15 protein-coding genes are annotated in these 13,064 nt (G+C 57.4%); 11 read left to right on the top strand and 4 right to left on the bottom strand.

Annotated elements, in window-relative coordinates; genetic code table 11:
• Positions 1-40: 40 nt before the first annotated feature.
• Complete coding sequence (gene argR, locus AB5Z05_RS20845; RefSeq protein ID WP_005340378.1) at positions 41-511, bottom strand: transcriptional regulator ArgR; 471 nt, start codon at positions 509-511, stop codon at positions 41-43.
• Between the two features lie 201 nt (positions 512-712).
• Between argR and AB5Z05_RS20850 the strand changes: the two genes are divergently transcribed.
• The 6 genes from AB5Z05_RS20850 (at position 713) to AB5Z05_RS20875 (ending at position 5,669) form a co-directional block, all read left to right on the top strand.
• On the top strand, positions 713-1,453 hold the full coding sequence (locus tag AB5Z05_RS20850) for an ATP-binding cassette domain-containing protein (protein WP_368152917.1): 741 nt from the start codon (positions 713-715) through the stop codon (positions 1,451-1,453).
• A 24-nt stretch (positions 1,454-1,477) separates the two neighbouring features.
• Positions 1,478-2,215 carry a transporter substrate-binding domain-containing protein gene (locus AB5Z05_RS20855; RefSeq protein WP_019445594.1) on the top strand — a complete coding sequence of 246 codons (738 nt, stop codon included), beginning with the start codon at positions 1,478-1,480 and terminating at the stop codon, positions 2,213-2,215.
• Between the two features lie 3 nt (positions 2,216-2,218).
• On the top strand, positions 2,219-2,869 hold the full coding sequence (artQ, locus tag AB5Z05_RS20860; RefSeq protein WP_236316904.1) for an arginine ABC transporter permease ArtQ: 651 nt from the start codon (positions 2,219-2,221) through the stop codon (positions 2,867-2,869).
• Positions 2,870-2,872: 3 nt separating this feature from the next.
• Positions 2,873-3,535, top strand: a complete 663-nt coding sequence (gene artM, locus AB5Z05_RS20865; protein WP_005348902.1) for an arginine ABC transporter permease ArtM — start codon at positions 2,873-2,875, stop codon at positions 3,533-3,535.
• A 221-nt stretch (positions 3,536-3,756) separates the two neighbouring features.
• Positions 3,757-4,692 (top strand): malate dehydrogenase, encoded by a 936-nt coding sequence (mdh, locus tag AB5Z05_RS20870; protein WP_005340384.1) that lies wholly within the window; start codon positions 3,757-3,759, stop codon positions 4,690-4,692.
• A 392-nt stretch (positions 4,693-5,084) separates the two neighbouring features.
• Positions 5,085-5,669 carry a tetratricopeptide repeat protein gene (locus AB5Z05_RS20875; RefSeq protein WP_151286247.1) on the top strand — a complete coding sequence of 195 codons (585 nt, stop codon included), beginning with the start codon at positions 5,085-5,087 and terminating at the stop codon, positions 5,667-5,669.
• A gap of 99 nt (positions 5,670-5,768) precedes the next feature.
• Here the strand turns inward: AB5Z05_RS20875 and hmpA are convergent, their stop codons facing one another.
• Positions 5,769-6,962 carry an NO-inducible flavohemoprotein gene (gene hmpA, locus AB5Z05_RS20880; protein WP_368152918.1) on the bottom strand — a complete coding sequence of 398 codons (1,194 nt, stop codon included), beginning with the start codon at positions 6,960-6,962 and terminating at the stop codon, positions 5,769-5,771.
• A gap of 111 nt (positions 6,963-7,073) precedes the next feature.
• On the opposite strand from hmpA, the gene AB5Z05_RS20885 reads away from it, so the two are divergent.
• The gene (locus tag AB5Z05_RS20885; protein ID WP_164537731.1) at positions 7,074-7,544 is read left to right on the top strand and encodes an Rrf2 family transcriptional regulator; all 471 of its coding nucleotides are present in this window, start codon (positions 7,074-7,076) and stop codon (positions 7,542-7,544) included.
• A gap of 40 nt (positions 7,545-7,584) precedes the next feature.
• Here the strand turns inward: AB5Z05_RS20885 and AB5Z05_RS20890 are convergent, their stop codons facing one another.
• Positions 7,585-8,865: an HlyC/CorC family transporter gene (locus tag AB5Z05_RS20890; RefSeq protein WP_368152919.1), complete on the bottom strand. Its 1,281-nt coding sequence runs from the start codon at positions 8,863-8,865 to the stop codon at positions 7,585-7,587.
• Between the two features lie 42 nt (positions 8,866-8,907).
• Positions 8,908-9,696 (bottom strand): inner membrane protein YpjD, encoded by a 789-nt coding sequence (gene ccsA, locus AB5Z05_RS20895; protein ID WP_149153633.1) that lies wholly within the window; start codon positions 9,694-9,696, stop codon positions 8,908-8,910.
• A gap of 207 nt (positions 9,697-9,903) precedes the next feature.
• Here ccsA and ffh point away from each other — a divergent pair, with 207 nt between their 5' ends.
• From ffh to trmD, 4 genes are all read left to right on the top strand, one after another.
• Entirely contained in the window at positions 9,904-11,280 is a 1,377-nt protein-coding gene (gene ffh, locus AB5Z05_RS20900) for a signal recognition particle protein (RefSeq protein ID WP_368152920.1), read from the top strand.
• 177 nt (positions 11,281-11,457) lie between these two features.
• Positions 11,458-11,706 carry a 30S ribosomal protein S16 gene (gene rpsP, locus AB5Z05_RS20905; RefSeq protein ID WP_005340392.1) on the top strand — a complete coding sequence of 83 codons (249 nt, stop codon included), beginning with the start codon at positions 11,458-11,460 and terminating at the stop codon, positions 11,704-11,706.
• Positions 11,707-11,730: 24 nt separating this feature from the next.
• Positions 11,731-12,252, top strand: coding sequence for a ribosome maturation factor RimM (gene rimM, locus AB5Z05_RS20910; RefSeq protein ID WP_005340394.1), 522 nt, complete (start codon positions 11,731-11,733; stop codon positions 12,250-12,252).
• Positions 12,253-12,286: 34 nt separating this feature from the next.
• Positions 12,287-13,036 (top strand): tRNA (guanosine(37)-N1)-methyltransferase TrmD, encoded by a 750-nt coding sequence (trmD, locus tag AB5Z05_RS20915; protein WP_005340400.1) that lies wholly within the window; start codon positions 12,287-12,289, stop codon positions 13,034-13,036.
• Positions 13,037-13,064: the final 28 nt, after the last annotated feature.

Below are 13,064 nucleotides of genomic sequence, written 5' to 3' on the forward strand. Positions count from 1 at the left end.
TTTTCGTTCTGGCTTGACCGCTATGACGCGGTAGCGGCCATTACGGCGTCTGTTCGAACAGCTCGAGGGCGGAGAGGTAGAGCTCTTCGATATCGGTGTCGCTGGTCGGGGTGATGAAGATGGTGTCATCACCGGCGATGGTGCCGAGGATCCCCTCTGCCTTGCCGAGGGAGTCGAGCAGGCGGGCGATCAGCTGGGCTGCGCCCGGGCTGGTGTGGATCACCACCAGTGCGCCGTTGTGATCGACGTCCAGTACCAGATTCTTGAGCGGGCTGGAGGTGGTGGGCACGCCCAGTTCCACCGGCAGGCAGTAGACCATCTCCATCTTGGCGTTGCGAGTGCGAACGGCGCCGAAGCGGCTTAGCATGCGCGATACCTTGGACTGGTTGATGTTCTCGAAGCCCAGCTCTTGCAGGGCGGTGACGATTTCTGCCTGGGAGCCAAAGCGCTCTTCTTTCAGCAAGGCTTTAAAGGCCTTGGCCAGTTTTTCTTGCTTGTCGTTGTGTTTCATCTTGGTCTCACGAATGAGGAGGTGTGGCGGCCTGTGCGATACAGGCGGCAGATACGAACAGCGGGGCCATTTTGCATTCATATGCCGTTTTTTGCAAGGAAGCGGCGCTTGTTCTGCATATTGATTCAAAAATGGCTTGCATCAACCTTTATTAGGGATAGAATCGGGATGAAATTTTGAAAACTTATTCAATTGGGCTGTATGGGTATTGAGTTAATAGGTATCGAGAAGTCCTGGCACAAGGTGCCGGTTCTGCAACAGGTCAGCTTTCGGACATCTCCCGGTGAAACCTTGGTGTTGCTGGGCCCGAGCGGTGCTGGCAAGAGTTCCCTGCTACGGATGATGAATCTGCTGGATACCCCGGATGCGGGTGTTCTGCGGATTGGTGAAAGTGAATTTTCTTTCCCGAGCGCCCTCTCTGCTGCCGAATTCAACCGCCAGTCCCAACTGCTGCGTCGCAAGGTGGGCATGGTGTTCCAGCAGTACAATCTCTGGCCACATCTCACTGTGATGGAGAATCTGACTGAAGCGCCGGTCAAGGTGCTCGGCATGAGCAAGGAGGCCGCTATCGAGAAGGGGGCCTATCTGCTGGCCCAGCTGCAACTGGCCGACAAGCGCGATGCCTGGCCGGCACGTCTCTCCGGCGGCCAGCAGCAGCGGGTGGCCATTGCCCGTACCCTGATGATGGACCCGGAAGTGCTGCTGTTTGACGAGCCGACCGCCGCCCTCGATCCCGAGATCACCAAGGAGGTGGCCGAGATCATCCGTAACCTGAGCCAGACCGGCATTACCCAGGTGGTGGTGACCCACGAGGTCGACTTTGCCCGCAAGGTAGCCAGCCAGGTGATTTATCTGGAGAAGGGGCGGATCATCGAATCCGGCACCGCTGCCATTTTCCAATCCCCGCAAACCAGCCGGTTTGCCGAATTCTTGATGCATTGATATTGAATCGATAAGGAAGCTGTCATGAAAAAGAGTCTGTTGTTGGTTGCTGCCATGGGTCTGTTGAGTACCTCCGTCATGGCCAAAGAGATCAAGTTCGCCACCGAAGCCACCTACGCACCGTTCGAATATCTGGATGACAAGAACGAGTTTCAGGGTTTTGACATCGATCTGGCCCGCGCCATCTGCGAGCAGGCCAAGCTGGAGTGCAGCTTCCACAACCAGGCCTTTGACAGCCTGATCCCCAGCCTCAAATTCCGTCGCTACGATGCTGCCATCGCCGCCATGGACGTAACCCCTGAGCGCTCCGCGCAGGTCGATTTCTCTGACATCTACTACGAGAACTCGGCAGTATTCGTCGCCAAGAAAGGGGCCTTCAAGGGGCCGGAAGAGATGGTAGACAAGACAGTCGGCGTGCAGAACGGTACCTCTCACCAGTCCTATCTGGTGGATAACTGGGTGAGCAAGGGCCTGCTGACCGTACCGTACGCCAGCTACCAGAGCGCCTTCCTCGACATGATGAATGGCCGTACCGACGGTGTGTTTGCTGATACCGCCGTTGCTGCCGATTGGCTGAAGCAGCACAAGGAGTATGCGGTGGTGGGTGCGCCAGTGACCGATGCCAAGTACTTCGGTACCGGCTTTGGCATCGCGGTCGCCAAGGGCAATCAGGAGCTGCTGACCCAGCTGAACAAGGGGCTGGCCGAGATCAAGGCCAACGGCACCTATCAGAAAATCTTCGACAAATACTTCGCGCAGTAAGCCATGTTGAGCCTGTTGTTGGATGCAGCCTGGATGACCCTCGGGCTGGCCTTGGTATCACTGGTCGGGGGCATGGTATTGGCACTGGCGTTTAGTGCCGCCGAGCTCAGCAAGCAGCGTGCGCTGGTGTGGCCGGTGGCCACTCTGACCACGCTGATCCGTGGTCTGCCCGAGTTGCTGGTGGTGCTGTTCATCTACTTCGGCTCGACCCAGGTGCTGTTCCTCATCACTGGCGAGTATGTGGAGTTCAGCCCGTTCGCCTGTGGCGTGCTGGCGCTCTCCCTGCTGTTCGCCAGCTATGCGACCCAGACCCTGCGGGCGGCGCTCAATGCGGTGCCTTCAGGTCAACGGCTGGCGGCGCTGGCGCTGGGTTTGAGCAAGAGCCACATCTTCTTTCGCATCGTGTTGCCGCAGGCGTGGCGTCATGCCTTGCCGGGTCTCGGCAACCAGTGGTTGGTATTGCTGAAAGATACCGCGCTGGTGTCGCTTATCGGGGTCAACGAGATGATGCGTCAGGCCCAGATGGCCTCGGCCAGTACCTATGAGCCGTTCACCTGGTATGCCGCCGCCGCCCTCATCTATCTGGCCATCAGTCTGGTGAGTGAATATGGCCTCGGGCTGGCTGCCCGCTACACCCGCCGCTACGGAGGCTAACTGATGCAAGAGTATCTCGTTACGTTGCTGGGCGGTCTGGTTACCACGCTGGAGCTGACCCTATTCAGCCTGCTGCTGGGGATTGTGTTGGCAGCCCTGATGACCTGGGTGTTGGAGCTGCGCCTGCCGGTGGCGACCCAGCTGGTGCAACTGTGGGTGCTGCTCTTTACCGGGACGCCGCTGCTCATTCAGATCTTCCTGATTTACTATGGGCCGGGCCAGTTTGAGTGGCTGAAAGCCAGCCCGCTCTGGCCGTTGCTCAAGCAGCCCTGGTTCTGCGCCGTGCTGGCGCTGGGTCTCAACACGGCGGCCTACTCCACTCGGTTGTTCAAGGGGGCGCTCGATGCCATCCCGGCTGGTGAGGTGGAGGCGTGCCGGGCGCTTGGTTTTAATGGCCGCCAGACCTTGTGGATGAAGGTGCGCCACGCCGCCCGTCATCTGGTGCCTGCCTACTCCAACGAGGTGATCCTGGTGCTCAAGGGGAGCTCCCTCGCCAGTACTATCACCATCATGGACATTATGGGGCTGGCGCAGGGGTTGAATGCCCAGACCTACGATACCTTGGCGGTGTTCGGGGTGGCTGGCGGGCTTTATCTGGCGATGAACGGATTGTTAACAATTGGTTTTCGCTGGTGTGAAAAACGGGCGTTGGCATTCCAATCCTGAGACCTTCAGATCTACCTCTTTATGGTAGGGAGAAGTGCAGAAAAACTGTGCTTCTCCTCCAACTTTTTGTATTTCCCTCCAATTTTTGCTCCCGCATGTTTCGTGGCTCACAGAACCCATGACTGCAACTGTTATCAGATTGTTTTTTATGGGGGGATCCATTAAGGTTGGGCGCACAACAACAAACAACCTTAAACCTACGCTTAAACATGGAGTTGATCATGAAAGTTGCCGTTCTGGGTGCCGCTGGTGGCATCGGTCAAGCCCTCGCTCTGCTGTTGAAAAACCGTCTGCCGGCTGGCTCCGAGCTGAGCCTGTATGACATCGCCCCGGTCACCCCGGGTGTGGCCGTTGACCTCAGTCATATTCCTACCGACGTTGCCATCAAGGGCTTCTGCGGTGAAGATCCGACTCCTGCGCTGGTCGGGGCCGATGTGGTGCTGATCTCCGCCGGTGTGGCACGCAAGCCGGGGATGGATCGCTCCGACCTGTTCAATATCAACGCCGGTATCGTCAAGAATCTGGTCGAGAAGTGCGCGGCCACTTGCCCGAAAGCACTGATCGGCATCATCACCAACCCGGTCAACACCACTGTGGCCATCGCCGCCGAAGTGCTGAAGAAAGCCGGTGTCTATGACAAGCGTCGCCTGTTCGGTGTCACCACCTTGGACGTGATCCGCGCCGAGACCTTCGTGGCCGCTGCCAAAGGGTTGAACATCGACAAGGTTCGCGTCAATGTGATCGGTGGTCACAGTGGCGTCACCATTCTGCCGCTGCTCTCCCAGATTGAAGGCGCCTCCTTCACCGCTGAAGAAGTGGCTGCCATGACCAAGCGCATCCAGAATGCCGGTACCGAAGTGGTTGAAGCCAAGGCCGGTGGCGGTTCTGCCACTCTCTCCATGGGTCAGGCGGCGTGCCGTTTTGGTCTCTCCCTCATCAAGGGTCTGCAGGGCGAAGCCAACGTTGTTGAGTGCGCCTACGTTGAAGGCAACGGCGAGCACGCCACCTTCTTCGCACAGCCGGTACTGCTGGGCAAGAACGGTGTCGAAACCGTACTGGATTACGGCAAGCTGAGCGCCTTCGAGCAGGAAGCGATGGAAGGCATGCTGGCTACCCTGAAAGCCGATATCCAGTTGGGTGTCGATTTCGTCAAATAAGCGAGTCAACCGTGCCAACAAGGGAGCTTCGGCTCCCTTTTGTATTGATGAGATCCGCCCGGCAGGCTAAGGGGATGGGGGTTGGTGCCGATAACAGAGTGCAGCAGGAGATCCTTATGATGAAACCCCTTACCCTTCTCATTCTTGTCGGTGCATTCACCGCGCCCCTCTATGGTGCCGAGGCGGTATCGGCTGCCGTATCAAGCGATGCGCCTGCAGCAAGTGCATCGGCACCGACCGCAAGCAGTGCTGCGGTGGCAACGGCCCCTGTCTCTGCTACGCCTGCGCCCTCTGAGGCCGTCCCCGTCTTGCTTCCGGCCGAGCCAGTCACGCCTGTTGCCAGCAGTGGCGAGGAGGCCGCACCGCTGCCAAAACCGGCTGAACCTGCCGCTGTGGTGGCGCCTCCCGCACCTCTGGCCGCTGGCGAGTTGCAGGCGGTGCCGCTCTATCGTCAGGACGAGCTGCTCAACTGGATTGAGCAGGGGCGCCACCTCACTCAGGTGAAGCAGGATCGCTGTCAGCTGACTCAGGATATCGAAGCACGCGCCTCGGTGATGAAGATCCCGGCCTATCAATTCCTCTGGGGGGATATGCTGGCGTGGGGTGTCTGCACCAAACCCAATGCCGAGATCGGGGTGCAATATATGTGGGAGGCGGCCAATCAGGGGTTGGCGCCGGCGCTGGAGCAGTTGGGTCGCTACTACTGGAAAGGAACTTTGGTGCAGAAGGATTTGGTGCGAGCCGAAACTCTGATGCGCGAGGCAGCCAGCCTCGGTTTTCTGCGGGCTCGCATCGAGTGGGTCGAGATGCTGTTGCAGGGGATGGGCAGTCCGCTTGATTATGAGGATGCCTACCGTTGGCTCCATGGTGCTGTCATCGGTGACAAGGCGCTGCACCAGAAGGCGGCGAGTCTGCTCAACCGTCTTGGCAACCGGATGCCGGCCAACGTGGTGGCCCGCGCCAAGGCGATGCACTGATCCAAAAAAATGACCCACAGATCTGCACCTGTGGGTCCGGTTCCAGCCGCCGTGCCATGACAGGCCGGAACCTCCCTCTGTTATATGGCTGCCCGTGCCTTAGAGATCTTGATGGGGGCCAAAAACTTCGTAATGGAGCTGCCCCGTTGGTACCCCAGCCGCTAGCAGCTGCCGCTTGATCTCTTGCATGAAGCCGACAGGGCCACAGAAGTAGTAGTGGGCCTCTGGCGTGATGCGCTCCTTCACGGCAGTCAGATCCATGGTGCCGGCCAGGTCGTAATCTTCACCCTGTACATCGCTGGCCTCCGGCTCCCGATACCAGACCCGGCTCAGCAAGTTGGGATGCTGGCGGGATTTTTGCTGAATATCCTCCCGGAAGGCGTGTACAGCGCCCTGTTCGCAGGCGTGCAGCCAGGTGACATCAGCCTGATGGCCGTTCGCCAGCAGCTGGTTGAGCATGCTCATCATCGGCGTCACGCCGACACCGGCTGAGAGCAGTACCACCGGGGTCTGGCTGTCGGCTTTTAGGTAGAAATCGCCGGTGGGGGGCATTACCTCGATCTTGTCACCCGCCTGCAGGTGATCGTGCAGCAGGTTGGAGACCTGACCCTGCGGCTCACGCTTGACGCTGATGCGGTAATCCTGCCCGTTGGGGGCATCGGAGAGGGAGTATTGGCGGATTTCCTGATATTCCAGCTCGGGGTGAACCAGCTTGATGCTGAGGTATTGGCCCGGTTTGAAGGTCAGCACCGGCTTGCCATCTTCCGGCGCCAGCAGGAAGGAGGTGATGAGGTCGCTCTCGGCTCGCTTCTCCTTGATGATGAAGGTGCGGGTACCTTGCCAGCCGCCATCCTGATTGGCCTTCTCCTGATAGATCTCCCGCTCGCGGCCGATGAAGATGTCGGCCAGCACGCCATACGCCTTGCCCCATGCCTCCAGCACCTCGTCGGTGACCGCACTTCCGCCCAATTCTTTGAGCGTGGCCAAGAGATGACTACCTACAATGTGATATTGTTCCGGCTGGATCAGGAATCCGGTATGTTTGTGCGCAATCCGCTCGACCGCACCGGCGAGCGCTCCCAGATTGTCGATATTCTTTGCATACGCGGCGACTGCATTGAACAGGGCCAGCGGCTGGCCGCCACTGCGTTGGTGGGCCAGGTTGAAGATATCTTTCAGCTCCGGGTTATGGCTGAACATCCGCTGGTAGAAGTGCTGGGTGAGGGCAGGGCCTGCCGATTCGAGCAGCGGAATGGTGCTTTTGATGACGGCAACGGTGGTTTGATCTAGCATAGGGGCCTCGTTCTAATTGAACATATAAAATGTCATTTAATAAGTGGCATCCTAGATGTTTATTTGATTTGAATCAATACTCCACTTTTCGCATCGCGCTAATCAGGTTTTATGAGACTAACCAGTTATACAGATTTCGGATTGAGAGCCCTGCTCTATCTTGCCACCCTGCCGGAAGGGGAGTTGTCGAGCGTTGCCAAGGTATCGGCCCTGTATGGTGTTTCCCGCAACCACATGGTGAAGGTGGTCAATCAGCTGGTGAAGCTGGGCTATCTGCAATCCCAGCGTGGCAAGAATGGCGGTATTCGTATGGCTTGCGATCCCGCTAGCATCAATATCGGGCAGGTGATCAGGGCGCTGGAAGGCAATCTGGACGGCATTGACTGCGGTTCGCCCGCTTGTCACATCGTCTCTGTCTGTCTGCTCAAGAGTGCGCTGAAAGAGGCGATGGATGCGTTTCTGGCGGTGATGGACAGCTATACGCTGCAAGACCTGCTGGCCAACCGTGACGAGCTACAGAGGGTGTTTGGCGAGTTGATCCCGACGCTGGTGCTGGAGCCGGATGATGAAGATGAACAGTAACGATGAGCAATAGAAAAGGGCTGCCACTGGCAGCCCTTTTTCAATCTTGCGAATCCGACTCCGCCCGGTACGATGCCGGCATAATCCGCGCCATCTTCACCATGTTGTTCTCCACATCGAGGATCTCGATAGGATAGCCGGCCAGCCGGATCCCGATGTTGGGCTGGGGGATCTCCTCCAGATATTCGAGGATCAGACCGTTGAGGGTGCGCGGGCCGTCGATGGGCAGGTGCCAGTTCATCTCCTTGTTCAGCTCACGAATATTGGCTGAGCCTTCGACCAGATAAGAACCATCTGACTGGGGGTGGATCTCGTCGCTCGGCGCTGGCGTCATGGAGGTGGTGAAGTCGCCCACGATCTCTTCCAGAATATCGTCCAGGGTGATCAACCCCTGAATGTCGCCGTATTCGTCGACGATCAGGCCAATTCGCTCCTTGTTGCGCTGGAATTTGGCCAGCTGCACGTTGAGCGGCGTTCCTTCCGGAATGAAGTAGATCTCGTCCACTTCACGCAACAGGCTCGATTTATTGAACTGGTCCCTGGCTACCAGTCTAAGGGCATCGCGTGCGTGTAAAAAGCCGACAACGTCATCGATATTGTCGCGATAGAGCAGGATCTTGGTGTGAGCGCAGTGGGCCAGCTGGCGCTGGATGCTCTTCCAGTCATCGTTGATGTCGATGGCGTAGATATCGCTGCGCGGCACCATGATGTCCTCGACCAGCATCTTGTCGAGATCCAGAATGCTCAACAGCATCTCCTGATGACGCTGGGGGATCAGGTTACCCGCCTCATTGACTATGGTGCGCAGCTCCTCGGTGTTGAGGGAGTCATCCTTGTTGGGATTGATCTTCAGCATCTTGAGCAGGCCGCTGGTGATGCCGTTGATCAGCCAGACCAGCGGCGAGAGCGGCACCATCAGCCCCTTGAGGATCCAGGAGGCGGGATAGGCGATCTTCTCCGGGAACATGGCGGCCAGCGTCTTGGGGGTCACTTCACCGAATACCAGTACCACCAGGGTCAGGCCGAAGGTAGCGATGGCGACCCCGAGATCACCAAACAGCCGGATACAGACGATGGTGGCGATGGCGGAGGCGAGGATATTGACCAGATTGTTGCCGATCAGGATCAGCCCCAGCAGGCGATCGGGGCGGGCGAGCAGTTGCTCGACGCGACGTGCGGCTTTGTGTTTGGTCTGTGCCATATGCCGCAGCTTGTAGCGGTTGATGGACATCAGACCGGTTTCGGCACTGGAGAAAAAGGCGGAAAGAAGGATCAAGATAACGAGAACAATCAGTAATGTACTCGTTGAGATGCTGTCCAAAAAGGGCTCCTGTTGGATGGTATGGCTAAAAGAGTATAGGTGTCAGCTCAACAGCACTTCTTTGACGAAGCGACTGCCAAAGTAGGCAAGAGTCAGGATGACGCTGCCGATCAGACTGAGCGTGATGACTTTGCGGCCGCGCCAGCCATAGGTGTGATGACCCCACAGCAGCAACACGTAGACACACCATGCCAGGATGGAGAGCACTGCCTTGTGAGACTTGCCCTGGGCGAACATATCTTCGAGAAAGAAGAGGCCGGAGGCGATGGAGAGTGTCAGTAGCAGCACCCCTGCAGAGATCAACTGAAACAGCCGTTTCTCCACCGTCATCAGTGGCGGCATGGCTGGCAGGTTGCTGATTTTTCGAGATTTAAGCTGTTTGTCCAGACAGGCGAGTTGCAGCGCAAACAGACAGGCGATCATCAATACCGAGTATGCCATCAGGGCGAGGCCGATGTGCAGCAACAGTTGGGGATGGGCCTCCAGATGAGTTATGTAGCGACCCGGGATCAAGGCGCTGGCAGCCAGCAGCAGGGCCGAGAAGCTGTAGACCACCGGCAGCAGGATCCAGCCGTTGAAGCGGCGGGTCACGCAGGTCATGAAGCAGCTGATGATGAGGCTGACCAGCGAGGCAACGTTGAGCATGCTCAGGTTCTGGCCGTAACTCTGCAATACCTCTGAACCGAGGGCGCTGGCATGGGCGATCAGGGCCAATCCGATACAGGCAAACAGGGAGCGCTGTCCCACCGGCTTGGCGCTCAGTAACAGATGCAGGGAGGCGATGATGGCCAGCAGATAAAACGCCAGGGCCAGAACAGAGATTACGATCATAACCAGGTCGTTGTTGCACAAGCTTTTGAGGGTAAGAGGGGCAGTATACCTTGCACGAGAAGTGCTCGCCAGTTGTGCAACGGCCGATCTGCCCATATATAGGGAGAAGGTCCCTGCTGCTGCGGTGCGGTGCGGTGAATAATCGTCCTCGCGCCCGCTCTGGGTTATAATGCCCCCAATTTATTACGCCAAGAACCGGAATCCGTCATGTTTGAGAATTTGACTGAACGACTCTCGCGCACCTTGCGCAATGTCAGTGGCCGTGGTCGCCTGACCGAAGACAATATCAAGGAAACCCTGCGTGAAGTCCGCATGGCGCTGCTCGAGGCGGATGTCGCCCTGCCGGTCGTGCGTGATTTCGTAGCGCGTGTCAAAGAGCGCGCAGTCGGCCAGGAAGTGGCCAAATCCCTGAGCCCGGGCCAGGCATTCATCAAGATTGTGCACGGTGAACTGGTCACCGTAATGGGGGAGGCCAACGAACAGCTCAACCTGGCTGCCCAGCCGCCTGCGATCATCCTGATGGCCGGTCTGCAGGGGGCCGGTAAGACCACCACAGTTGGCAAACTGGCCAAGCTGCTCAAAGAGCGCAGCAAGAAGAAGGTGCTGGTAGTCAGTGCCGACGTCTATCGTCCGGCGGCGATCAAACAGCTGGAAACCCTGGCCAATGACATCGGTGTCGACTTCTTCCCTAGCGATGCCAGCCAGAAGCCGGTCGATATCGCCACCGCCGCCATCGATCAGGCGCGCAAGAAATTCTATGACGTGGTGATCGTCGATACTGCCGGTCGTCTGCACGTTGATAGCGACATGATGGCCGAGATCCAGGATCTGCATGCCACCATCAAGCCGGTTGAGACCCTGTTCGTGGTGGATGCCATGACCGGTCAGGATGCCGCCAACACCGCCAAGGCGTTCAACGAAGCGCTGCCGCTTACCGGTGTGATCCTTACCAAGGCGGACGGCGATGCCCGTGGTGGTGCTGCCCTGTCGGTGCGTCACATCACCGGCAAGCCGGTCAAGTTTATCGGTATGGGTGAAAAGACCGATGCGCTGGAGCCGTTCCACCCGGATCGTCTCGCCTCCCGCATCCTCGGTATGGGCGATGTGCTCTCTCTTATCGAAGAGGTCGAGCGCAACGTCGATAAAGAGAAAGCGGCCAAGCTGGCCAGCAAGGTCAAGAGTGGCAAGGGTTTCGATCTGGAAGATTTTCGCGAGCAGCTGGCCCAGATGCGCAACATGGGCGGCATGATGGGCATGCTCGACAAGCTGCCCGGCATGTCCGGTCTGCCGGATAACGTGAAAGATCAGATGGATGACAAGCTCACCGTGCGAATGGAGGCGATCATCAGCTCCATGACGCCCAAGGAGCGTGCTCACCCCGATCTCATCAAGGGTTCCCGCAAACGCCGTATCGCCGCAGGTTCCGGCATGCAGGTGCAGGATGTGAACAAGCTGCTCAAGCAGTTCACCGAGATGCAGCGCATGATGAAGAAAATGTCCGGCAAGGGCGGCATGCGCAAGATGATGAGTCAGATGAAGAACATGATGCCCCCCGGGTTCGGTGGCGGTCGCGGCCCGTTCTGATTCGGCCTGCGTGTTGATGGGGGTCTGCAGTTGCAGGCCCCTTTTCCTTGCCGCTCTGCGCAAAAAATGGCTGGCTTGGTTGCAATTATTACGAATCCAAGTAGAATTACGCGGCTTATTTTAAGCTAGGGTCCGCGTGTTTGCGGGCCTTGTTCATTAGATGTTAATGAGGACGATATGGTAACCATTCGTTTACAACGTGGTGGCGCGAAAAAGCGTCCGTTCTACCAGGTAGTAGTTTCTGACAGCCGTTGCGCCCGTGACGGTCGCTTCATCGAGCGCGTTGGTTTCTTCAACCCGGTTGCTGCTGGTCAAGCTGAAAAGCTGAACCTGGACCTGGCTCGTATCGAGCATTGGGTTGCTACTGGTGCCGCTGTTTCTGACCGCGTTGCCAAGCTGATCAAAGACGCTAAAAAAGCTGCTTAATCAGCCCAACGGTAAGGAGTTAAGGTGGAAAAACCTGTAGTTCTGGGCACCCTGGGTACCGTTTATGGCATCAAGGGCTGGCTTAAAGTGAACTCCTTCACCGATGTTGCCGAAGCGATTTTCGATTACAACCCCTGGCTGATTAATCAGAACGGGGCGTGGCGTGAAATTCGGGTTTCATCCTGGAAACGTCACAACAAGGGTCTGATCTGCAAACTCGATGGTATCGATGTGCGCGAAGATGCCCTGGCATTGACCAATGTCGAGATTGGCGTACCCGCTGATCTGTTGCCTGCGTTGCCTGAAGGTGAGTTCTACTGGCGTGACCTGATTGGTTGCTCCGTGGTGACCACCAAGGGATACGACCTGGGCAAGGTGACCGAATTGATGGAAACCGGCTCCAACGATGTGTTGGTGGTTGAGGCCAATGTAAAAGATGCCTTTGGTGCAAAGGAGCGGTTGATTCCGTTCCTGGAAGAGCAGGTGATCAAGAATATTGATCTGACTGCTCGAACAATCGAAGTTGATTGGGATCCTGGTTTCTAGTTTCCCGCGCTAACACGGGTGCCGGAGGTTTCTTATGTGGATTGGGGTCATTAGCCTCTTCCCTGAAATGTTCCGAGCCATTACCGAGCACGGGGTAACGGGTCGGGCCGTCAAGAGTGGCCTGCTGCAGATTGAGTGCTGGAACCCCCGGGAGTTTACCCACGACAAACACCGTACGGTCGATGATCGTCCTTATGGTGGTGGGCCCGGCATGTTAATGATGGTTCAGCCGCTGCGTGACGCGATTCATGCAGCCAAGCAAGCGGCGGGAGACGGGGCGAAAGTCATCTATCTCTCTCCTCAGGGACGCAAGCTGACTCAAGCGGGCGTAACCGAGTTGGCGACGAATCAGAAACTGATTCTGGTAGCCGGTCGATACGAAGGTATCGATGAACGCGTGATACAAACCGAAGTCGACGAAGAGTGGTCTATCGGGGATTACGTGTTAAGTGGTGGCGAGTTGCCTGCCATGACCCTGATCGATGCGGTTTCGCGTCTGGTTCCGGGGGTTTTGGGTGATCAGGCCAGTGCCGAGCAGGACTCCTTTACGGATGGCTTGCTGGATCATCCCCACTATACTCGGCCGGAGGTGTTGGATGGATTGGCGGTGCCCGAGGCGCTGACAAGCGGCAATCACGAAGTGATTCGACGCTGGCGTCTCAAGCAGTCGCTCGGACGAACCTGGCAAAGAAGGCCGGAACTTATTAACAACCTAGCTCTGACTGACGAGCAAGAATCACTTCTTGCCGAGTATGTCCGCGAAGTGCGTGACAGCGTTAAGTAGAGTTTTCAGTTTATCCTAGGTAAGGAAA

The sequence above is a fragment of the Aeromonas sp. R2-4 genome (assembly GCF_040908365.1).
In the GTDB taxonomy this organism is placed as follows: Bacteria; Pseudomonadota; Gammaproteobacteria; order Enterobacterales; family Aeromonadaceae; genus Aeromonas; species Aeromonas veronii.